Source organism: Sinomonas sp. T428B (genome assembly GCF_056780155.1).
The window spans coordinates 637519-659324 of record NZ_JBRAZR010000001.1 but is presented as its reverse complement, the minus strand read 5'-3'; the positions used below and the strand labels follow the sequence as shown (position 1 = coordinate 659324).

The 21806-nt window shown below is 72.3% G+C and carries 20 protein-coding genes; 14 read left to right on the top strand and 6 right to left on the bottom strand.

Features of this window, described 5'->3' with window-relative positions; translation table 11 throughout:
• Positions 1-49: 49 nt before the first annotated feature.
• A complete protein-coding gene (gene tgt, locus ACUYMY_RS03120) occupies positions 50-1369 on the top strand; it encodes a tRNA guanosine(34) transglycosylase Tgt (protein ID WP_481702183.1) in 1320 nt (439 codons plus the stop codon).
• Between the two features lie 153 nt (positions 1370-1522).
• On the opposite strand, the gene ACUYMY_RS03115 is transcribed toward tgt, so the two are convergent.
• The gene (locus tag ACUYMY_RS03115; RefSeq protein ID WP_481702182.1) at positions 1523-2770 is read right to left on the bottom strand and encodes an MFS transporter; all 1248 of its coding nucleotides are present in this window, start codon (positions 2768-2770) and stop codon (positions 1523-1525) included.
• Positions 2771-2918: 148 nt separating this feature from the next.
• Between ACUYMY_RS03115 and ACUYMY_RS03110 the strand changes: the two genes are divergently transcribed.
• Entirely contained in the window at positions 2919-3143 is a 225-nt protein-coding gene (locus tag ACUYMY_RS03110) for a hypothetical protein (RefSeq protein WP_481702181.1), read from the top strand.
• Between the two features lie 46 nt (positions 3144-3189).
• On the opposite strand, the gene ACUYMY_RS03105 is transcribed toward ACUYMY_RS03110, so the two are convergent.
• The gene (locus ACUYMY_RS03105) at positions 3190-4629 is read right to left on the bottom strand and encodes an MFS transporter (protein WP_481702180.1); all 1440 of its coding nucleotides are present in this window, start codon (positions 4627-4629) and stop codon (positions 3190-3192) included.
• A 140-nt stretch (positions 4630-4769) separates the two neighbouring features.
• Here ACUYMY_RS03105 and ACUYMY_RS03100 point away from each other — a divergent pair, with 140 nt between their 5' ends.
• The 4 genes from ACUYMY_RS03100 (at position 4770) to ACUYMY_RS03085 (ending at position 8346) form a co-directional block, all read left to right on the top strand.
• A complete protein-coding gene (locus ACUYMY_RS03100; RefSeq protein WP_481702179.1) occupies positions 4770-5459 on the top strand; it encodes a response regulator transcription factor in 690 nt (229 codons plus the stop codon).
• 7 nt (positions 5460-5466) lie between these two features.
• The gene (locus tag ACUYMY_RS03095) at positions 5467-6966 is read left to right on the top strand and encodes a sensor histidine kinase (protein WP_481702178.1); all 1500 of its coding nucleotides are present in this window, start codon (positions 5467-5469) and stop codon (positions 6964-6966) included.
• Positions 6963-7946, top strand: coding sequence for a TAXI family TRAP transporter solute-binding subunit (locus ACUYMY_RS03090; protein WP_481702177.1), 984 nt, complete (start codon positions 6963-6965; stop codon positions 7944-7946). The genes ACUYMY_RS03095 and ACUYMY_RS03090 overlap by 4 nt, the downstream gene beginning before the upstream one ends.
• A 199-nt stretch (positions 7947-8145) precedes the next feature.
• Positions 8146-8346: a hypothetical protein gene (locus ACUYMY_RS03085; protein WP_481702176.1), complete on the top strand. Its 201-nt coding sequence runs from the start codon at positions 8146-8148 to the stop codon at positions 8344-8346.
• A gap of 98 nt (positions 8347-8444) precedes the next feature.
• Here the strand turns inward: ACUYMY_RS03085 and ACUYMY_RS03080 are convergent, their stop codons facing one another.
• Entirely contained in the window at positions 8445-9956 is a 1512-nt protein-coding gene (locus tag ACUYMY_RS03080; protein WP_481702175.1) for a helix-turn-helix domain-containing protein, read from the bottom strand.
• Between the two features lie 97 nt (positions 9957-10053).
• Between ACUYMY_RS03080 and aceA the strand changes: the two genes are divergently transcribed.
• The 4 genes from aceA to ACUYMY_RS03060 all read left to right on the top strand — a co-directional run bounded on the left by aceA (position 10054) and on the right by ACUYMY_RS03060 (position 14790).
• Positions 10054-11373, top strand: a complete 1320-nt coding sequence (aceA, locus tag ACUYMY_RS03075) for an isocitrate lyase (protein WP_481702174.1) — start codon at positions 10054-10056, stop codon at positions 11371-11373.
• 98 nt (positions 11374-11471) lie between these two features.
• The gene (aceB, locus tag ACUYMY_RS03070; RefSeq protein WP_481702173.1) at positions 11472-13145 is read left to right on the top strand and encodes a malate synthase A; all 1674 of its coding nucleotides are present in this window, start codon (positions 11472-11474) and stop codon (positions 13143-13145) included.
• A 174-nt stretch (positions 13146-13319) separates the two neighbouring features.
• Entirely contained in the window at positions 13320-14084 is a 765-nt protein-coding gene (locus ACUYMY_RS03065) for a DsbA family oxidoreductase (protein WP_481702172.1), read from the top strand.
• A gap of 52 nt (positions 14085-14136) precedes the next feature.
• A complete protein-coding gene (locus ACUYMY_RS03060; RefSeq protein ID WP_481702171.1) occupies positions 14137-14790 on the top strand; it encodes an SAM-dependent methyltransferase in 654 nt (217 codons plus the stop codon).
• Positions 14791-14810: 20 nt separating this feature from the next.
• Here the strand turns inward: ACUYMY_RS03060 and ACUYMY_RS03055 are convergent, their stop codons facing one another.
• The 3 genes from ACUYMY_RS03055 to ACUYMY_RS03045 all read right to left on the bottom strand — a co-directional run bounded on the left by ACUYMY_RS03055 (position 14811) and on the right by ACUYMY_RS03045 (position 17566).
• Positions 14811-14996, bottom strand: a complete 186-nt coding sequence (locus ACUYMY_RS03055; protein WP_481702170.1) for a DUF1918 domain-containing protein — start codon at positions 14994-14996, stop codon at positions 14811-14813.
• Between the two features lie 105 nt (positions 14997-15101).
• Positions 15102-16202 (bottom strand): baeRF2 domain-containing protein, encoded by a 1101-nt coding sequence (locus tag ACUYMY_RS03050; RefSeq protein ID WP_481702169.1) that lies wholly within the window; start codon positions 16200-16202, stop codon positions 15102-15104.
• A gap of 119 nt (positions 16203-16321) precedes the next feature.
• The gene (locus ACUYMY_RS03045; RefSeq protein WP_481702168.1) at positions 16322-17566 is read right to left on the bottom strand and encodes an ROK family transcriptional regulator; all 1245 of its coding nucleotides are present in this window, start codon (positions 17564-17566) and stop codon (positions 16322-16324) included.
• 149 nt (positions 17567-17715) lie between these two features.
• Between ACUYMY_RS03045 and ACUYMY_RS03040 the strand changes: the two genes are divergently transcribed.
• The 4 genes from ACUYMY_RS03040 to ACUYMY_RS03025 are packed head-to-tail and all read left to right on the top strand — an operon-like array spanning position 17716 to position 21760.
• Positions 17716-18453 carry a sugar phosphate isomerase/epimerase family protein gene (locus ACUYMY_RS03040; protein ID WP_481702167.1) on the top strand — a complete coding sequence of 246 codons (738 nt, stop codon included), beginning with the start codon at positions 17716-17718 and terminating at the stop codon, positions 18451-18453.
• Positions 18450-19568 carry a Gfo/Idh/MocA family protein gene (locus ACUYMY_RS03035; RefSeq protein WP_481702166.1) on the top strand — a complete coding sequence of 373 codons (1119 nt, stop codon included), beginning with the start codon at positions 18450-18452 and terminating at the stop codon, positions 19566-19568. Before ACUYMY_RS03040 ends, ACUYMY_RS03035 begins: the two co-directional genes overlap by 4 nt.
• On the top strand, positions 19565-20710 hold the full coding sequence (locus ACUYMY_RS03030) for a Gfo/Idh/MocA family protein (RefSeq protein WP_481702165.1): 1146 nt from the start codon (positions 19565-19567) through the stop codon (positions 20708-20710). Before ACUYMY_RS03035 ends, ACUYMY_RS03030 begins: the two co-directional genes overlap by 4 nt.
• A gap of 45 nt (positions 20711-20755) precedes the next feature.
• On the top strand, positions 20756-21760 hold the full coding sequence (locus ACUYMY_RS03025; RefSeq protein WP_481702164.1) for a sugar phosphate isomerase/epimerase family protein: 1005 nt from the start codon (positions 20756-20758) through the stop codon (positions 21758-21760).
• Positions 21761-21806 lie beyond the last annotated feature (46 nt).

The following is a 21806-nucleotide window of genomic DNA, read 5'->3' as shown; positions in this document are numbered from 1 at the left end:
GGATCGGCTGAGAGACGTTCCTCCCCCGGGGGTGCGGCAGACTGGGTGGGTGCATGATTCCGTCCCGCGCCACCCTCGCCAGTCCGAGTTCTCCTTCACGGTCGGCGCCCGCCTCGGCGGGGAGGACGGCGCCCACGACGGCGGGCCCTCCCTGGGCAGAACCGGGACCATCCGCACGCCGCACGGGGAGATCCGGACGCCCGCGTTCATCGCCGTCGGCACGAAGGCCACCGTCAAGGCGGTGCTGCCGGAGTCGATGGCCGAGCTCGGCGCGCAGGCGCTGCTCGCGAACGCCTACCACCTCTACCTCCAGCCCGGCGCGGACATCCTCGACGAGGCCGGCGGGCTCGGCCGGTTCATGAACTGGCCCGGGCCCACGTTCACGGACTCGGGCGGGTTCCAGGTCATGAGCCTCGGCTCGGGGTTCAAGAAGGTCATCGACATGAAGGGCCCGGCCGCGGACGGCCCGGCCCCCGGCGGCGCCGGCTCCAGCGACGCGGATCGGGACAGCGCCGTCGCCCCCGGCAAGGAGCGCCTCGCGCACGTCGACGACGACGGCGTGTGGTTCAAGAGCCACCTCAACGGCGACCGCCACCGGTTCACGCCCGAGATCTCGATGCAGGTCCAGCACCAGATCGGCGCGGACATCATGTTCGCGTTCGACGAGCTGACCACCCTGCACAACTCGCGTGCCTATCAGGAGGAGGCCCTCGAGCGGACGCGGCGCTGGGCCGAGCGCTGCGTCGCGGAGCACTTCCGCCTGACCGACGAGCGCACGGGCAAGCCGTACCAGGCCCTGTTCGGCGTCATCCAGGGCGCGCAGTACGAGGACCTGCGCCGCAAGGCCTGCTCCGATCTGGGAGCGATGCCGTTCGACGGCTTCGGGATCGGCGGGGCGCTCGAGAAGGAGAACCTCGGCACGATCGTGGGCTGGTGCTCCGAGGTCCTGCCCGAGGACAAGCCGCGGCACCTGCTGGGCATCTCCGAGCCGGACGACATCTTCGTGGCCATCGAGGCCGGCGCCGACACGTTCGACTGCGTCTCCCCCACGCGCGTGGCCCGCAACTCCGCGTTCTACACCGCCGAGGGCCGGTTCAACCTCGCCGGCGCGAAGTACCGGCGCGACTGGGGCCCGCTCCAGGACGGCTGCGACTGCTACACGTGCGCGAACTACTCGCGCGCCTACATCCGGCACCTGTTCAAGGCCCAGGAGATGCTCTCCCACACGCTCATCTCGATCCACAACGAGCGCTTCATCGTGCGGATGGTCGACGGCGCGCGGGCGGCGATCGAGGACGGCACCTTCTGGGAGTTCAAGGCCGAGACGCTCGGGCGGTACTACGGGGCAGGGACCAGCCCACCGAGATAGCCCTTCTCCTTCGAGATGGTCCCTCTGATCCCGTGGAGAAACGACCATCTCGAAGGAGAACGACCACCTCGTCGGACGGCCGCTCTCGGGGTCAGGCGGCGGCCCCCAGGATCAGGCGGCCGCCCTGGAGGATCAGGCGGCCGCCCTGGAGGATCAGGAGGCGGACCGGCCGGACCGCGCCTGGTGCCGGGCCGCGAGCCGCACGGCCACGAGCGTGCCGACGCTGAAGGCCAGCACGGACCCGAGGATCACGAGCAGCGGCGGGGTCCACGATCCGGAGGCGTCGTGGACCAGGCCGACGAGGGTCGGGGCCGTCGCGGCCGCGGAGTAGCCGAGCCCCTGGACCCACGCGGACATCCGTCCCGCCGAGGCCTGGTCGGGGGCGATCCGCATGACGGCCGTGAAGATCAGCGTGATGCCCCCGCCCTGGGCGGCCCCGCCCAGGGAGCACCATAGCGCCCAGAGCTCCGGCGCCATGAGGAGCCCCGCCGGCACCGTGAGCCAGAGCGCGGCCAGGACCACGGCCGCCGTCGTCGGCCCGGCGAAGCGGGCGAGCAGCGGCGTGCCGAGCGCGCCGAGGATGGCGAGGATCTGGAACAGCGAGGCGCCGGCGCCCGCGGCGTCCGCGGAGAGCGCGAGCTCGTCGCCCAGGAAGCTAGGAAGCCACGCGGTCACGCCGTAGTAGGAGAACGCCTGCCCGCCGAAGCCGACCACGAACGCCACGAGGATCCCCCGCCCCGGTCGCCGCACGCCCTTCGGGGCCGGCGCGGGAGGCGGGGTCGCGGCGGGGGCGAAGGCGCCGCGGAGGCCGACGGCGGCCGCCCAGACCGCGAGCGCCACGACGGCGAACACCGCGCTCGCCGCGAGCGAGAGCCGCCACCCCACGGCCGCGGCGAGCGGCGCCGAGGCCACCGAGGTCAGGAACGCCCCGACGTTGAGCGAGGCGGTGTACACGCCGAGAGCCATGCCCTGGCGGGCGGGCGTGAAGTCGCGCCGGACGATGAGCGGGACGGCAATGTTGCCCACGGTGATCGCCACGCCGATCAGGACCGTCCCGAGCATGACGACGACGGTGCCGTTCACCGAGCGGAGCACCACGCCGGCCAGGACGCCCAGGAGCGTGAGTGTCACCGCGACCTCGGCCCCGAGCCGGCGCGCGCACAGGGACGCGAGCGGCGAGGCGAGGGCGAAGCACAGGACGGGGATCCCCGTGAGCAGCCCGAGCTCCGAGGCCGAGAGCCCCAGCTCCGCCGCGAGGGGCCCGACGACGGGCGCGACGGCGACGAAGGGGCCTCGCATGGTCAGGGCGATGAGCCCGATGGACACGAGCAGCAGCCCCGCGCCGACGGCCCGAGCGCGTGCTCGGGAGGACGCGGGGGCAGGGCTGGGATGGGGGCGCATTGCCTTTCGGTCTATCACGGCCAACCCCACCGCCTCCCCGGAAGGCCCGGTCAGCGCCGTAGGAACACGTTTTCCCGGCGTGTGATCTTCACCCCACCGGCGTCTGACAGACTGGCAGCATACGGCACACGCTCGGGGAGGGGGGCGCGTGGCATCGAGGGGAACAGAGCGCGTGGCGGTCGATGGCCGGGCGATTGCCCTGGGGACCGCCGTCACGTGGCTGACGCGCGGCCCTTCCCAGGCGTTCGCCGTCCTGACGCTCCTCACCGCGGTGTGCGCCGCAGTCGGGCGCGCGTCGCTGTGGGGCCTCGCCCGGCGCGAGTCCGTCGCCGCACCTGCGCAGGCGGAAGGCCCCGGGCCACGCGGAGCGTGAACCGGGGCCTTCCGAGAAGCTCACCCGAGGCGAGGACGATGGCGGGTCAGCCGACGCGCTCGAGCTCGCCGTCGTCGTCGTGCGCGGCACGCGCCGTGCCACGATCTGCGCCAGTCCCCGCCGCGGCGCCGAAGGCGGAGCCCTGCTCGGCGTCGAGGTGCGTGTCCTTGCGGTTCTTGAGGCAGAACACGTAGACGAGCAGGGACGCCGCGATGCAGACGGTCACGTAGGTGAACAGCGCCTCGACCTGGCCGGCCTTCTGCAGGGCCGCGCCGATGAGCGGCACGGTCCCGCCGAAGAGCGAGTTGGCGATCGCGTAGCCGAGGCCCACGCCGAGGGCGCGGATCGAGGCGGGGAAGAGCTCGGCCTTCACGAGCGCGTTGATCGACGTGTACCCGCCGACGATGACGAGCCCGCCCATCATGAGGAAGAAGGCCGCGACCGGGTCCTGCGTGCCGCCGAGGGTCGAGAGCAGCGGCCACGTGCACAGCACGCCGAGGATGCCGAACCAGAGCAGGAGCGGCTTGCGGCCCACGCGGTCCGAGATGAGCCCGTACACGGGCTGGAGGCACATGAAGATCAGCAGCGCCCAGAAGTTGATCTGGCTCGTGGCCTCCTTGGGGATGCCCGAGGTGTCGTTCATGAACTTGAGGATGAAGTTCGTGTACGTGTAGAACGCCACGGTGCCGCCGAGGGTCACGCCGATGCACACGAGGAGCGCCTTCCAGTGGCGCGTGAGCAGGAGTCGCATCGTGCCGGGCTGGGCCTCGGGCGAGGCCGCTCCCCCGGAGGCACCCTTGCGGGCCGCAGCCACCTGCTCCTCGGAGACGGTCTCCTCCATCGAGCGGCGAAGCCACAGGACGACGAGCGCCGCGACGCCGCCGAGCAGGAACGGGATGCGCCAGCCCCACGCTGTGAGCTCCTCCTTGGACAGGACCTGCTGGAGGATCACGAGGACGAGGAGCGCGAGCATCTGCCCGCCGACGAGCGTCACGTACTGGAAGCTCGAGAAGAACCCGCGGCGGCGGGCGGTCGCGGCCTCGGACATGTAGGTCGCGCTCGTGCCGTACTCGCCGCCCACGGAGAAGCCCTGCAGGAGCCGGACCGCGATGAGCGCGACGAGAGCGAGGATGCCGATCTGCTCGGTGGTGGGCAGGATCGCGATGGCGAACGAGCCCGCGCTCATGAGGCTCACGCTGAGCGTTAGGGCGGCCTTGCGGCCCTTGCGGTCCGCGTACCGGCCGAAGAACCACGAGCCGATGGGCCGCATGAGGAACGTGACGGCGAAGACGGCCATGGCCTCCATGCCGGCCTGGAGCTCGTCGCGCGAGCTGAAGAAGTGCGACTGGAAGTACGCGGCGAAGACCGTGTAGACGTAGAGGTCGTACCACTCGACGAGGTTGCCCGCCGAGCCCTTGAGGATGTTGCCGACGGCGCGCCGCGTCTGCGCGGCCTCGCTCGTGGGCTGAGTCTGGGTGCTGGTCATGGCTTCGACGCTAGGGGTGACCCGGACCACAGCCCAAGGCGCGGGCCCGGATCCTAACTGTTTCTTAAACCTCACCCTCGGCGGGGAGAGTAGGCTCCTACGGACGCGGAAGGTCGCCACGCGGAAGTAAGGAACCCGGGATGCGAGTGCTCATCGTCGAGGACGACGACGCCATGGCGTCGGCGCTGCTCGCGGCTGTCGGCTCAGCGGGCCTCGACGGGCACCGGGTGGCGCGCGGCGCCGACGCCCTCCTGGCCCACCGGGACTTCGACGTGGTCCTGCTCGACCTCGGCCTGCCGGACATGGACGGCCTCGAGGTCCTGCGCAAGCTGCGCCAGGTCACGCACTGCCCGATCCTCATCCTCACGGCCCGGGACGACGAGCGCAGCGTGGTCCTCGGCCTGCGCCAGGGCGCGGACGACTACCTCGTCAAGCCCGTCAAGCTCGTCGAGCTCCTCGCGCGCATCGAGGCCGTCGCGCGGCGCGTGGCCCGGGGCGGCGGGACCGTCGCGCACAGCCTCCGCGCGGGCCCGGTGAGCGTCGACCTCGACCGGCGGGAGGCCGCCGTCGACGGCCGCGCGCTGCACCTGACGGCGACCGAGTTCGAGCTCCTCGCGCTCCTCGTGCGGCACGCGGGCTCGGTCGTCACGCGGGAGCAGATCCTGGACGCCCTCTGGGGCGACGCCTTCCTCACGACGTCCCGGTCCCTCGACGTCCACCTCTCCGGCCTCCGCTCGAAGCTCGGCCTCCCGGGGTTCATCGTCAACGTCCGCGGGGTGGGGTACCGCGTGGAGAACGACGGCGGGGCTGCCGCCGGCGGCGGGACGTGAGGCGCCCGTGAGGCTGAGGGTCCTCGGCATCCTGAGCGTCGTCACTGCGCTCATCGTCCTCGCGGTCGCGGCCTCGATCCTGGCCTCGGCGAGCCGCGAGCTCACCCAGGAGCTGCAGATCAACCGCGCCGCGGCCCTCGGGCGCTTCGCCCAGGTGGCCTACGACTCGACCCTCGATGGCGACTCGGCCCAACTGCAGCGGGACATGGACCGGTACTCCTCGCTCTACGGCGAGGGCCTCGTCATCCGAACCCCGACGGCGACCCTCACCTCGGGCGGCCTCAGCCCGGCCCGGCCCGACATCGCGGAAGCCCTCGCCCGGGCGCGGCTCAACCTCGACGACACGGCGCTCTCCCCGCTCGCGCCCTTCGGCCCTGCCTCCGAGACGATGTCCCGGCCGTTCGGCACCGGGAGCCAGGTGCTCGGCGAGGCCGTGCTCGACGTCGACCTCGAGCCCGCGCGGGCGAGGCTGCGGGAGCGCTGGGCGTTCGTCACGCTCGGGGCGGCCGCCGTGTGGGCGCTCCTGCTGCTCGGCGCGGGGCGCGTGACCGGCTGGGTGCTGCGCCCGGTGCACCGGCTCACCGAGGCCGTCACTGAGCTAGGCTCGTCGGGCCGCGCGGCCCCGCTGCCGGAGGACGGCCCGCCCGAGCTCCGGGCGCTCAGCCGGGCCTTCACCTCGATGTCGCAGACCGTGGCCGAGAGCCTCGAGTCGCAGCGCCAGTTCATCGCGGACGCGGCGCACCAGCTGCGCAATCCCGTCGGCGCGCTCCGGCTGCGCACGGACCTCCTCGGGCTCGAGCTCGCCACGGAGGCGCAGCGGGAGGCCGCCGGCAGGGCGTCGGCCGAGCTCGAGCGCGTCGAGTCCGTCCTCGCGGACCTCCTCCGCCTCGCCGCCGCCGAGCACCGGGCGTCGGAGCTCGCGGCGCCGGCGGAGGCCGGAGCCCCCATCTCCCTCGACCCGTACCCGGTCCTCGCCGAGGCCGTCGAGCACGCCGGGCCCGAGGCGCGCCGGGCCGGCGTCGAGCTTCGCCTCGCCGGGCCTCCGCCGGAGCCCCTGCGGATCCGCTGCGACGAAGGGGACCTGGCCGACATGGCCGGCGAGCTCATCGGCAACGCCCTCAAGTACGCGCCCGGTGCACACGTCACCGTGTCCGCTCGGGCTCGCGGCGGGGTCGTCTCCGTCCAGGTGGCCGACGACGGCCCCGGCCTGAGCGCGGACGAGCTCGCCGCCGCGACCACGCGCTTCTGGCGGTCCCCGCGGCACCAGGGCATTCAGGGCACGGGGCTCGGCATGGCGATCGTGGAGCGGCTTGCAGGGGCGAACGGCGCCCGCCTCGTCCTGGCGCCGGCCGAGCCGCACGGGCTCGTGGCCCGGCTCGACTTCCCCGAGGCGGGGCCCGGGGAGACCGCGCCCGGGGAGACCGCGCCCGGGGAGGCCGCGCCCGGGGCGGCCGGGCCGCGAGGGACCAGGCCCGGGGAGGCTGCGCCAGGGGAGGCGGGGCCATGAGCGACAGGGCCATGAGAGGCGGGCCCGTCATCGGGCGGCGCACACTGCTGCGCGGAGGCGCCGGCGCGGCCCTCGCCGGCCTCCTCCCGGGATGCACCCGGGCGCCGGCACCGGGGGCGGTCACCGTCGCCGGCGGCGAGCCCGGCGGCTTCTACCTCGAGTTCGCCTCCCTGCTCGCCGATGCCCTGACCCGGCACGGCGTGGCCCAGACGTCCAGGGCGCTCGAGACCGGCGGCAGCCTCGACAACATGGACCGGCTCGCTGCCGGCCAGGCCACCCTCGCGATCACCCTCGCCGACGCCGCGGCCGAGCGCCTGGCCGGCCCCGCGCCGTCGTCCGCGCCCGGGCGGCTCGTCGCGCTCGGGAAGGTGTACGAGAACTACGTCCACTGCATCGTCCGGCGCGACGCGGGGATCTCCACCCTCGCAGACCTCGCGGGCCGCTCGGCCGCGGTCGGCGATCCCCGGGCGGGCACCTCGCTCACGGCGAGCCGGCTCATCGAGGCCTCGGGCATCCCGGAGGGGTCGCTGCGCGAGGAGCCGCTCGGCCTGAACCAGGGGCTCGCCGCCCTGCGCGACGGTGCCGTCGACGCGCTCTTCTGGTCGGGAGGCGTCCCGACGGCCGCGATCGCCTCGGCAAGCAGGGAGCTGAGCCTGGCCCTCCTCGACCTGTCGCCGCTCATCGCTCCCACTCGGGCCCGGCACGGCGCCTTCTACGACCGCGTCCTCATCCCGGACGGCACCTACGCCGGCATCCCTGCGACCTGGACGGTCGGCGTGGCGAACCTGCTCCTGTGCCGCGAGGACCTCGACACCGACGTGGCCCGGCGCACGGTCGAGCTCCTGCTCACGCGGGTCGCCGAGCTCGTGCCGCGTTCGAGCCTCGGCGTCCAGTTCCTGAGCCCGGACACCCTCATCAACACCGCGGGCATCCCGCTGCACCCGGGCGCCGAGGCCGCATACAGGGCCTTCCACGGCTGAGCGCGGCCCATCGCCTACCCGCATGCCACCTCCAACCGCAATTGTCGAGTTGAGGACGGTCCGCGCCCTCGGCACCGACCCCCAGCCGACAATTCCGGAACGGTTGGGACGCGCCCGAGGAGGCACCCACTAGATTTCCGCCACCGTGGGCGTAAGGTGAAAAGGTGAGCCAGCTCACACCACGCGTCGGGAGGTCACCATGAGCCTGTTCAAGAAGCGCAAGGATGCCGAGGCGGGCGCCGAGGCGCCAGAGAAGCCCAAGCGCGAGGTCCATGCCTTCCGGCAGATTCCTCCGTACGAGATGGACGAAGAGCTCGCCCGGCGCATTGCGATGCGCGCCTACGGCGACGACGACCACGACGGCGAGCCCGACATCCCGGCCGCCCAGTTCCCCGGTTGAACAGTTCCCGGCTGACCAGTCCCGGCTGACCAGTCCCGGCTGAACTCCGACCCCGGGCTTGACCCCCCGCAGGCGACAGCCGTCCCCTGCGGCTGCCCCTATGAGCCCGAGTGCGCCTCGAGGAACGCGTACACCTCGGTCTCGTCCACACCGGGAAACGCCCCGGGCGGCATCGCCGCGAGCAGGTGCGAGTGCGCCCGCGCGGAGGGCCACGCGTTGCCGGCCCAGTGCTCGCTCAGCTCGGCGGGCGGGCGCTTGCAGCAGTCCGGGTCGGGGCAGCGAGAGGTGGCGCGCGCCGTCGTGTCCCTCCCTCGGAACCACTTCACGTGCTGGTACGGCACGCCGATGCTGAGCGAGAACTCGCCGCTCGCGCTGCGCTCGGTGCGGGCGGTGCACCAGAAGGTCCCGTTGACCGTGTCGGTGTACTGGCTGTAGGCGCTGAACTTGTCCGGCACGTCGAACACAGCCCGGCTCGTCCACGCCTTGCACGATGGCTGGCCCTCGATGGCGCCGGTGTGGTCCATCGGGAAGTTGACGCCGTCGTTCTCGTAGGCCTTGTAGATGATCCCGGACTGGTGCGTCTTCTGGAAGTGCGTCGTGATGCCGAGGTGCTGGGTCGCGAGGTTCGTGAACCGATGCGCGGCGGTCTCGTAGCTCACGGCGAACGCGTCGCGGATGTCCTCGACGGCGATCTCCTTGGCCGCCTTGGCGCGCTGCAGGAACTCGACCGTGGCCTGCTCGGGCAGCAGGAGCGCCGCGGCGAAGTAGTTGGTCGCGACCCGCTGGGCGAGGAAGTCCCCGTAGGAGCTCGGCGTCCCGTGGCCCAGGACGTAGTGCCCGAGCGCCTGGAGCAGCACCGAGCGGGGGTCGTGCTCTGAGCGCTGGTTGTGCGTGAGGTAAATCCTGCGGTTCTTCAGGTCGGTCACCGACCGGGTCGAGTGCGGCAGGTCGCCCACATGGTGGAGGCTGAAGCCGAGGTGGCTCGCGATGTCCGAGATGACGTGCTGGCTCAGCGGCCCCGACGTGTACCCGACCTGCGCGAGGACCTTCTGCGCCTCGGCCTCGTACTCGGGGAAGTAGTTCCCGCGCTCGCGCATCATGCGGCGCAGCTCGCCGTTGGCCCGGCGGGCCTCCTCGGGCGTGGCCACCTGCTCGTTCATCTTCCGCTCGAGCTCGCGCAGGAGCCCGAGCTGGGCCTCGAGCACGTCGAGCGGGAGCCGCGAGGACACGCGGATCTTGGGCAGGTTGAGGTTCTCGTACAGGGGGCTGCGCTGGTACCGCTCGAGCTCGATCTCGAGGGCCGCGCGCCGGCTCGGCGGCTCCGCGCCGAGGAGCGCGTCGACCCCGACGCCGAGGGCGCCCGCGAGCTGGTTCAGGAGGCTCAGCTTGGGCTCGCGCTTGCCGTTCTCGATGAGGCTCAGCTGGCTCGCGGCGGCCCCGACGGCGGCGCCGAGCTCGTCCAGTGTCAGGCCCGCGGCCTTGCGCAGGTGGCGCACGCGGCGGCCCAGGGCGATGACGTCCAGATCGTTGGTCGTGGGCGCGGCAGCTGGGGCTGGCTGGGCCCAGGAGGCTTGACGAGGCATTTCTTGAGAATACGTGAAGAACTGCAATTCTTTCCAGCAAATTTCCCTGTTGCACGGCTTGCAGAGGCGGAAAAGTTGTTCTCACGAAGAAGCCACTGGCACCCACGAGTCGAAGGAGACCGCCATGACCGCAGCGTTCGAGGCCCCGAACCAGACCCCCGAGCAGCAGGCCGAGGCCCTGGCGCTCGAGTGGTCCGCCGACCCCCGCTGGGACGGCATCACCCGTGACTACACCGCCGAGGACGTCGTCAAGCTGCGGGGCCGCGTCCCCGAGGAGCACACGCTGGCCCGCCGCGGCGCGGAGAAGCTGTGGAAGGCCGTGACCGAGGGCCGAGCCGACGGCAAGGGCTACATCAACGCCCTCGGCGCCCTCACCGGCAACCAGGCCGTCCAGCAGGTCAAGGCCGGCCTCAAGGCCATCTACCTCTCCGGCTGGCAGGTCGCCGCGGACGCCAACCTCTCGGGCAACACCTACCCCGACCAGTCGCTCTACCCCGCGAACTCCGTGCCCGCCGTGGTGCGCCGGATCAACAACGCGCTCCAGCGCGCGGACCAGATCGAGTTCTCCGAGGGGAAGCAGAGCGTCGAGGACTGGCTCGTCCCGATCGTGGCCGATGCCGAGGCCGGCTTCGGCGGCCCGCTCAACGCCTACGAGCTCATGAAGTCCATGATCCAGGCCGGCGCCGCGGGCGTTCACTGGGAGGACCAGCTCGCCTCCGAGAAGAAGTGCGGCCACCTGGGCGGCAAGGTGCTCATCCCGACCCAGCAGCACATCCGCACCCTCAATGCTGCTCGGCTCGCCGCCGACGTCGCCGGCGTGCCGAGCGTCATCATCGCCCGCACCGATGCCGAGGCCGCGACCCTCATCACGACGGACGTGGACGAGCGCGACCGGGAGTTCATCACGGGTGAGCGGACGGCGGAGGGCTTCTACCGGGTCCGCAACGGCGTCGAGCCCTGCATCGCCCGCGCCAAGGCCTACGCCCCGTACTCGGACCTCATCTGGATGGAGACGGGCACCCCGGACCTCGAGCTGGCCAGGAAGTTCGCCGAGGCCGTCAAGGCCGAGTTCCCGGACCAGATGCTCGCCTACAACTGCTCGCCGTCGTTCAACTGGAAGAAGCACCTCGACGACGCGACGATCGCGAAGTTCCAGCGCGAGCTGGGCGCGATGGGCTTCAAGTTCCAGTTCATCACGCTCGCGGGCTTCCACGCCCTCAACTACTCGATGTTCGACCTCGCCCACGGCTACGCCCGCACCGGGATGAGCGCGTACGTCGACCTCCAGGAGCGCGAGTTCGCCTCCGAAGACCGCGGCTACACCGCAACCAAGCACCAGCGCGAAGTGGGCACCGGCTACTTCGATCTGGTCTCCACGGCGCTGAACCCGAACGCCAGCACCCTCGCCCTCGTGGGATCCACCGAAGAGGGCCAGTTCCACTAGCCGCTACGGCACAGCACAGTTTCGGCATAGGCCGACGACGCCGGTGTGCAGCTTGCGCGAGCTGCACACCGCCGTCGTACTCACCCAGGAGACCCGCCATGAACAGCTTCACCGACACCTTCAGCATCAACGGCGTGACGCTCACCGCACAGCCGATGGCGCGCCAGAACGAGGTCCTCACCCCCGACGCGCTCGAGTTCATCGCCCGCCTGCACCGGGCCACGGCCGAGCGCCGCCAGGAGCTCCTCGAGGCCCGCCACGCCCGCCGGGCGGAGATCGCCCGCGGCGTCGACCCGCGGTTCCTTCCCGAGACCGCGGAGATCCGCAACGACCCGAACTGGCGCGTCGCCCCGCCGGCGCCCGGCCTGACGGACCGCCGCGTCGAGATCACGGGCCCGGTGGACCGGAAGATGACGATCAACGCCCTCAACTCGGGCGCGAAGGTCTGGCTGGCGGACATGGAAGACTCCCAGACGCCGTCGTGGCGCAACGTGGTCCGCGGGCAAATCAACCTCATCGACGCGCTCGAGGACCGGATCGACTTCACGTCGCCCGAGGGCAAGGAGTACCGCCTCCGCCCGTTCGCCGAGCGCCCCACGATCGTGGTGCGCCCGCGCGGCTGGCACCTGCCGGAGAAGAACATGCTCGTGGACGGCAAGCCGGTCGCGGGCGGCATCGTGGACTTCGGCCTGTTCTTCTTCCACAACGCCAAGCGCCTCCTCGCGCTCGGCCACGGCCCCTACTTCTACCTGCCGAAGATCGAGAACCGCCTCGAGGCGCGCCTCTGGAACGACATCTTCATCCTCGCCCAGGACCTGCTCGGCATCCCGCAGGGCACGATCCGGGCGACGGTGCTCATCGAGACCATCACGGCCGCGTTCGAGATGGAGGAGATCCTCTACGAGCTGCGCGACCACGCGGCCGGGCTCAACGCGGGCCGCTGGGACTACATCTTCTCGATCATCAAGAACTTCCGCACCCGCGGGCCGCGCTTCGTGACCCCGGACCGCGGCCAGGTCACGATGACCCAGCCGTTCATGCGGGCCTACACCGAGCAGCTCGTGCGCGCGTGCCACCGCCGCGGGGCGATGGCGATCGGCGGCATGGCCGCCTTCGTGCCGAACCGCAAGGACCCCGAGGTCAACGCGATCGCCTTCGAGAGGGTCCGCGCCGACAAGCAGCGCGAGGCCAACGACGGCTTCGACGGCTCCTGGGTGGCCCACCCGGACCTCGTGCCGGTGGCGCGCGAGGTGTTCGACGCCGTCCTCGGCGACCGGCCGAACCAGATCGACCGCCTGCGCGAGGACGTCGTCGCCGACGACCGCGCGCTCATCGACCTGAGCACGTGCGAGGGCACGATCACCGAGGCCGGCATCCGCAACAACATCGAGGTCGGCATCCGCTACATCGAAGCCTGGCTGCGCGGCTCCGGCGCCGTCGCGATCCACAACCTCATGGAGGACGCCGCGACCGCAGAGATCTCCCGCTCGCAGATCTGGCAGTGGATCTACTCCCGGGCCATCACGGACCAGGGCGAGATCGTGACCCGGCACTGGGTCGAGGAGATCCTCGACGAGGAGTTCGCCAAGCTCGAGCGCTTCGACGGCGACCGCTTCCGCGACGCCCGCGAGCTCTTCGAGGAGTGCGCCCTGGGGGCCGAGTTCCCGACCTTCCTCACGATGCCGGCCTACGCTCGCTACCTGTGCGAGACGGCGGGCAAGGAGGACGAGTTCGAGGCCGGCCTGCCCGAGCGGCAGTTCGCCGCGGCCTAGAGGCTTTCCCATTCCCTGCGCGCGGAATCGCAACACGCACCCCGAAGGACGGGGGCAGGGCAACGGGGAGGAACGCCGAGGGGCTGCTCCCGCGTAGTGGTGCTGCGCGGGGGCAGCCCCTCGGCACGTGCGGGGCCGGGAATACTTCCCTGGCCGGAAGAACTTGAAGCTTCCATGAACGTAGACATCTGGTCCGACATCGCCTGCCCGTGGTGCTTCATCGGCAAGCGCCGCTTCGAGAAGGCCCTCGCCGGGTTCCCGCACCGCGACCAGGTCACCGTGACGTGGCACAGCTACCAGCTCGACCCCTCCCTGCCCGAGCACTACGACGGGACGGAGCTGGACTACCTCAGCGAGCGCAAGGGCCTGGCGGCCGAGCAGGTCCGGCAGATGTTCGACCACGTCACCCGGGTGGCCGCCGCCGAGGGCCTCGACTACGACTTCGGGCGGATCGTCGTCGCCAACTCCTTCGCTGGGCACGAGCTCATCCACCACGCCCGGGAGCACGACGCCGCCGCGGGGGGCTCCGGCTCGACGGCCGACGCCGTCAAGGAGGAGCTGCTCTCGGCCCACTTCGAGCGCGGGCTCGACATCGGCAGCCGGGAGGTCCTCGTCGGGATCGGCGCCGCCGCCGGGCTCGACGCCGCCGAGGTCGAGGCTGCCCTCGACTCCCACCAGCACGCCGACGCCGTGCGCGCCGACATCGCCCACGCGCGGGCCCTCGGCATCCAGGGCGTGCCGTTCTTCGTCCTGGACAACAGGTACGGGATCTCCGGGGCGCAGTCCCCCGAGCTCTTCGCCCAGGCGCTCGAGACGGCGTGGGCCGAGGCCAACCCGCTCGTCATGGTCGGCGCTGCTGGCGGCGGAGCCGCACATGACTCCGCGGACGACGGCGGCTCCGGACTGGACGGGCAGGCCTGCGGCCCCGAGGGCTGCTAGTCCCCCCGCGCGGGGCCTTGCACGGGATCGGCCGACCCGATAGGAGTCGTGCATGGACGATCACGAGCACCCTGCGCATGGCCCCACCCCGCGTCCCTCGGAGTTCTGGGACGGCTTCTACCGCGAGCGCGAGCAGGTCTGGAGCGGGAAGCCGAACGCGGCGCTCGTGCGCGAGCTCAGCATGCTCGCGCCCGGCACTGCGATCGACCTCGGCTGCGGCGAGGGGGCCGACGCGATCTGGCTCGCATCCCGCGGGTGGCGCGTGACCGGCGTCGACATCTCCCCCGTCGCGCTGGGCCGAGCGGCCGAGCACGCGGCAAAGGCGGGCGTCGGGGACCGCGTGACGTGGCTCCACCGCGACCTCGCGACGTGGGAGCCGGAGGCGCAGTACAGCCTGGTCGCGGCCCTCTTCCTGCACTCTCCGGTCGAGCTGCCGCGCGAGCACATCCTGCTCGCGGCAACACGGGCCGTCGCACCGGGCGGCCTGCTGTTCGTCGTCGGGCACGGGGCCTTCCCGCCGTGGTCGCGCCACCCCGCCCCGGAGGGCGGGCTGCCCTCGGCTCAGGAGCTCGCGGCCTCCCTCGGGCTGCGGCCCTCGGAGTGGGCGGTCGAGACGGGCAGCAGCGAGGGCCGTGTCGCGACAGGGCCCGAAGGGCAGACGGCGGTGCTGACCGACACCGTGCTCAAGGCCCGGCGCCTGGCCTGAGCCGGCGCCGGGCCTCAAGCCTAGTGCGGCTTCTCGACGGCGAAGTCGCCGCCGGGGAAGACGACGGATTCGTGCCCGTCGTCGAACTTCACGAGGTACGGCGGTTCGCCGTTCTCGCCTTTCACCTCGATGATCTGGCCGTGCCTGTCGGCGGCGCCGACGGTCCGGCCGTGGATAATGATGCGGTCTCCTTGCACTGCGTTCATGCAGCATCACCTCCCTGCCAACGAGCGTACGCAGGCGGCCGCACCGCGTGAAGGGCCTGTCACGGGCCCGGCCGGCTCCCCCGGCAGATCACTCCCAGCGCAGGATCACTCCCAGCGCAGGAGCGCCCCGACGCCGTGCCCCGTGCCGAGCACGCCCTTCGGCACGAGGACCGTGTCCGCGTCCGTCAGCACGGCCGCGCGCAGGAGCGCCGGGGCGGGCCGGGCCCGGCCGAGGATCGGAGCGTTGAGGCTCTCGCCCTCGTGCAGGGCGATCCACGGCTGCGCCCCGAGCGCGAGCAGCGAGCGGTCCGCGACCCCGTCGGGGTCCAGGAACAGCGTGTCGACCCGCGCCTGCTGGAGCGCCGCGACGGTCTCGCCCCAGCCCCGGGCGCCGAGCGCACCGTTCCCCTCGGCCGTCCGCTCGAGGACCCGGGCCTGCCGCCTGGCCGCGGCCTCGGCGACGAGCAGGCCGACCTCATGCTGGAACCGCTCGCGGTCCGCGCCGGGCGCGGCGGAGTTCATGTCCACGGTGCGCAGGAGGCTGCGGGCCCGCTCGCCGAGGGCGTCGCGGATCTTCTCCTGCGCCCGCTCGTCTCCCGCGAGGACCACGAGGGCCACGCTGCCGTCGGCGACGAGTGCGTCGACCTCACGCGCGACGTCGGCCCCGTTGCGCCGCCAGATCTCCTCGGTGCGGTGCTGGTACCGGCCCTGGGACCACCCGCCGGAGGGCACCTTCGTGAGGTTCTCGGTCGTTCCGTGCAGCTCCTGGACGTCGAGGGCGCCCCCCTCCGAGGCCCGGTGGCGGCGGATCTCGGCGTCTGCCCGCTCGGCCTCGACCACGAGGTAGACGAGGTCCCCGCCCAGGTGCACGGCGAGCGGCATGAGGTCGGGGATCGGCCCGACGTCGACGAGAGTCCCCGTGGGCGGCGCCCCGGGAAGGACCTCGTTGACCACGACCTCGCCGCCGCCGATGACGACGAAGCGCGAGACCGGGGCGGGCATCCCCTTGGCAGCCCACGTGAGCCGCCCGGCCGCCGTCGTGCTCGCCTTGTCCGCGCCCGCGTCGGCGAGCGCCTTCGCGACGTTGTCCCCGAGGACGTCCGTGGCCTCGAGGCTGTCCACGGTGCCAGTGCTGACATCAGCGTGGATCGTGCACCACGGACCTTCCCCCCTGAGCAGGTCCGCATACTGTTCGAGCGCGCGCATGGTTCCTCCTTGATCGGCACTGGTCGGCAGTGTTCGGCGCATGGCCTCTGATTCCGTGTCGTGCGACTCAGGCGCCTCTTACCCCGTCGTGCCGGCCCTACGCGCCGAGCCGCGCCGAATCAGCCGGCGCCGACGGAGGCGCCTGAACTGCCGGCAAGGGCGGCCTCGATGCCCGCCGGGGAGAGGACGTGCTGGGCCACGAGCTGGCTCGCGCCCATGACGGCGGCGCGCTCGCCCGCCCGGGAGAGGACGACGCGCAGGTTCGTCGTCGCGAGCGGCGGCGAGCGGTGGTAGACGACCTCACGCACGCCCGCCATGACGTGCTCCCCCGCCGCGGCCATCGAGCCTCCGATCACGATCACGGCCGGATTGAGCAGGTTCACACACGTCGCGAGGACCTCGCCGATGTCCCGCCCGGCCTGGCGCAGGGCCTGGACAGCGGGCAGGCTCCCGTCGGCGGCGAGCGCGACGACGTCGGCGCCGCTCGCGGCGGCGACGCCCTGGGCAGTGAGGGCCCGGGCCACCGCCGTCCCCGAGGCGACCGCCTCGAGGCATCCGATGTTCCCGCATTGGCACACCACGCCGTCGCCCCTCGCCACGCGCACGTGGCCGAGGTCGCCCGCCGTCCCGTCGGCGCCGCGCTGGAGCTGCCCGCTCGAGATGATGCCCGAGCCGATGCCTGTGGCCACCTTGACGAAGAGGAGGTCGTCGACGTCGGGCCAGAAGCCGGCCCGCTCGCCGAGCGCCATGATGTTCACGTCGTTGTCCACGAGGACGGGGACGGCGAAGGAGTCCTGCACGAAGCCGACGACGTCGAAGCCGTCCCAGCCGGGCATGATCGGCGGCTTGACCGGCCGTCCGGTCGAGTGCTCGACGGGCCCGGGCAGGCCGATCCCGACGCCCGCGAGCCGGGTGCGGGGCCAGCCGGCGTCGGCCATGAGGCGCGTTCCCGTCTCGACGACATGCCCGAGGACGGCCTCGGGGCCGTCCGCGACGGGCCTCTGCGCGCGCTCCTCGGCGAGGACCGTCCCGCCGAGGTCGGTGAGGGCCACGCGCACGTGGCTCGCGCCGACGTCGGCCGCGAGGATGGTCCGGGCCTGCCGGTGGAAGGCGAAGCGCGACGGCGGGCGGCCGCCGCTCGAGAGCGCCTCGCCGACGGAGACGACGAAGCCAGTGTGCATGAGCAGGTCCACGCGTCCCGCGACCGTCGAGCGGGCGAGCCCCGTCGTGCCCGCGAGCTCCGCCCTCGTCCACGGCCGGCCGTCCCGCAGGAGCTGGAAGAGGTCACCCGCCCGCGCCGCGAAGACCCTCTCCGCCGGGCTCAGCTCGGCGGCGTCGCGCGCGGCGTCGTCGTGGTTCGGCATGCGCCCCAGTGTCCCACGGGGCACTTCTGATCGTCCAGAATCAACTTTTGCTTGTCCATCGACAAAAGGGGTCCTAGTCTGGTGAGCAGCATCACGCCGGCGCGGGCCATGGCAGGCCGCCGGGAGAATCTCCTGACGAAGGGACATCTGTGACCAGCTACTCCGTCCAGCTCTACACGGTCCGCGACGCCGTGGCCGCGGACCTCCAAGGCACCCTCGGCCGGCTCGCGCAGATCGGGTACACGCAGGTCGAGCCGTACGACTTCGTGGCCCGCACCGACGAGCTCGCGGCCGGCTTCGCCGAGCACGGGCTGTCCGCGCCCACGGCCCACGCGCCCCTGCTCAGCACGGACCAGGACGCGGTCTTCGCCGCCGCGGTCAAGCTCGGCATCGGCACCGTGATCGATCCCTACATCCCCGCGGAGCACTGGCAGGACGCCGAGACGATCCGCGGCACGGCCGAGCGGCTCAATGCCGCGGCGAAGGAGGCCGCGGAGCACGGCCTCCGCGTCGGGTACCACAACCACGCGTGGGAGCTCGAGTCCACGATCGAGGGCACGACGGCCCTCGAGTACTTCGCCTCGCTCCTCGATCCCGAGGTAGTCCTCGAGGTGGACGCCTACTGGGCCGCGGTCGGCGGGCAGGACCCGGCCGCGCTCGTGCGCCGGCTCGGCCAGCGCGTCATCGCCCTCCACCTCAAGGACGGCCCCATCTCCACCGACACGTCGGCGCAGCTGCCGGCCGGCCAGGGCGCCATGGACCTCTGTGCCGTCCTCGACGCGGCCGAGGCCCTCGAGGTCGGAGTCGTCGAGTTCGATTCCTACGCGGGGGACATCTTCGAGGGCGTCGAGGCCTCGCTGCGCTACCTCCAGGCGGGTGCCCGATGAGCCGCGGCCCCGTCGGCGTCGCCGTCATCGGCGCCGGAAACATCAGCAAGCAGTACCTCGACAACCTCACGCGCTTCCCGGACCTCCAAGTCCACGTCGTCGCGGACCTCTTTCCCGAGGCGGCCGCGGCGCGCGCAGCGGAGTACGGCATCGCCGAGCACGGCGCCCCCGAGCTCGCCCTCTCGCACCCGGACGTCGAGATCATCGTCAACCTCACCATCCCCGCCGCCCACGTCGAGGTCGCCACCGCGGCGGTGCGCGCCGGCAAGCACGTGTGGAGCGAGAAGCCGTTCTCCCTCGACCGCGAGAGCGGGCTCGGGCTGCTGAGGGAGGCAGACGACGCCGGGCTGCGGCTCGGCTGCGCGCCGGACACCTTCCTCGGGGCCGGGCTCCAGACGGCCCGCCGGGTGATCGAGCGTGGCGACATCGGCGTGCCCCTCACGGCCCAGACGGTCTTCCAGACCCCGGGCCCCGAGTCCTGGCACCCCAACCCCTCGTTCCTGTTCCAGCGCGGCGCGGGCCCGCTCTTCGACATGGGCCCCTACTACCTCACGGCCCTGGTCCAGACGTTCGGCAGCATCCGCCGCGTCGCGGCGCTCGGGTCCACGGCCAAGGCCACGCGCGTCATCGGCACCGGCCCCAAGGCAGGCGAGTCCTTCGAGGTCGAGGTCCCCACCCACGTGAGCACGCTCGCCCAGTTCGAGGGCGGCGCCTCCTCGCACAGCATCTTCAGCTTCGAGTCGCCCCGCATGCGCATGGGCTTCGTCGAGATCACGGGCACCGAGGCCACCCTCTCGCTCCCGGACCCGAACTACTTCACGGGCGAGCTGCAGATCTGCCGCACCGGGGAGACCGAGTGGACCTCCATCCGCGCCACCGGGCCGGCCGACGGCCGCGGCATGGGCGTGCTCGACATGGCACGCTCGATCCGCAGGGGGACCCCGCACCGCGCGACGGGCCAGCTCGCCTACCACGTCCTCGATGCGATGGTCTCGATCTCCGAGTCCGTCGACTCCGGCGCCTTCACCGAGGTCGCCAGCAGCGCGCCGCCGTCCCCGCCCCTGCCCGAGGACTGGGCGCCGACGGAAGCCACGCTCGGCGGGGTGCGCGCGTGAGCGCGGCCCGGCCCGAGGTCCGGCCGCTGGGTGTCGCGGCCGTCGGCTACGCGTTCATGGGCAAGGCGCACTCGCACGCGTGGCGGAACGTCTCCGCCTTCTTCGACGTCCCGACGGTGGAGCAGAGGGTCCTCGTGGGCCGCAACGCCGACGAGGTCGCCGGGGCCGCGGCCCGCTACGGCTGGGCCGAGTCGGCCACGAACTGGCGCGAGGTGATCGCCCGGGACGACGTGCACATCGTGGACATCTGCGCGCCGGGCTGGCTGCACGCCGAGATCGCCATCGCGGCACTCGAGGCGGGCAAGCACGTGCTCGTGGAGAAGCCGCTCGCGAACACGATCGAGGAGTCCGAGCGCATGGTCGCCGCCGCGCAGGCGGCCCGGGAGCGCGGCGTGGTCTCGATGGTCGGGTTCAACTACCGCCGCGTGCCCGCCTTGGCCTACGCGAAGCGGCTCATCGCCGAGGGCCGGCTCGGCACCGTCCGCGAGGTCCGCGCGTCGTACCTTCAGGACTGGCTCGCGGACGCGACGGCGCCCATGACGTGGCGCCTCCGGAAGGAGACCGCCGGGTCGGGGGCGCTCGGGGACATCGCCTCGCACGCGATCGACCAGGTCCAGTTCCTCACGGGGGACACCGTCACGGAGGCGTCCGGGCGCCTTCACACCTTTGTGGGCCAGCGGCCAGGGCCAGGCGGTGCAGAAGCCGTGACGGTCGACGACGCCGCGTGGGCCACGCTGTCCCTCGCCTCGGGCGCGGTCGCCTCGGTCGAGGCCTCCCGCGTCGCCACCGGGCGGAAGAACTCGCTGCGGATCGAGGTCTACGGCTCCGCCGGGGCGCTCGCGTTCGATCTCGAGCGCCTCGGCGAGCTCGAGTTCCTCGACGCGACCGCCCCCGCCGAGGAGGCCGGGTTCCGCCGGATCGTCGTGACCGAGCCCAGCCACCCGTATGCAGGAGCGTGGTGGCCGCCGGGCCACATGATCGGCTGGGAGCACACCTTCACGCACCAGGCGCGGGACTTCCTCGCCGCCATCCGCGACGGCTCGCCCCTGAGCCCCTCCTTCGAGGAGGGCCTGCAGGTCCAGCGGGTTCTGGCCGCGATCGAGGAGTCCGCCGCCGCCAAGTCCGCAGCGGTGCAGGTCTGACCCGCCGCCCACCCACCCGAGCCCACCCCGCCCGAGAGGAGCATCATGACCCGCCCGTTCACCCTGTTCACTGGCCAGTGGGCCGACCTCAAGCTCGAGGAGGTCGCCGAGCTCGCGGCTGGCTGGGGCTACGACGGCCTCGAGATCGCCGTCTCCGGCGAGCACCTTGATGCCTCCCGCTGGGACGACGGCGCCTACGTCGCCGAGCGCCTCGGCATCCTCGCCCGGCACGGCCTCAAGCTGTTCGCGATCTCCAACCACCTCAAGGGCCAGGCTGTGTGCGACGACCCGATCGACTTCCGCCACAAGGCGATCGTCGGCTCGGCTGTGTGGGGCGACGGCGACCCCGAGGGCGTGCGCCAGCGCGCCGCCGAGGACCTCAAGAACACCGCCCGCCTGGCCAAGGCCCTCGGCGTGAAGACGGTCGTGGGCTTCACGGGCTCGAGCATCTGGCGGTACATCGCCATGTTCCCGCCCGTCGGCGCGGACGTCATCGAGGCCGGCTTCCAGGACTTCGCCGACCGGTGGAACCCGATCCTGGACGTCTTCGACGAGTGCGGCGTGCGCTTCGCGCACGAGGTCCACCCCTCGGAGATCGCCTATGACTACTGGTCCACCCAGCGGGCCCTCGAGGCCATCGGGCACCGCGAGGCGTTCGGCCTGAACTGGGACCCCTCGCACATGGTGTGGCAGGGCCTGGACCCGGTCGCATTCATCACCGACTTCGCAGACCGGATCTACCACGTGGACTGCAAGGACACGCGCATGCGGATGGGCAACGGCCGGGCCGGGATCCTCTCCTCGCACCTGCCCTGGGGCGATCCGCACCGCGGCTGGGACTTCGTCTCCGCCGGCCGCGGCGACGTGCCGTGGGAGGACTGCTTCCGCGCCCTGACCGCGATCGGCTACGACGGCCCGATCTCGGTCGAATGGGAGGACGCGGGCATGGACCGCCTCGTCGGCGCCCCCGAAGCCCTGGCGGCGCTCAAGAAGTTCGACTTCGCCCCGAGCGGCCAATCCTTCGACGCCGCCTTCAGCAGCCAGGCCTGACCCTTTCGGGTACGGACCTCAACGCCATCCCGCGTTTTCGGGGTCG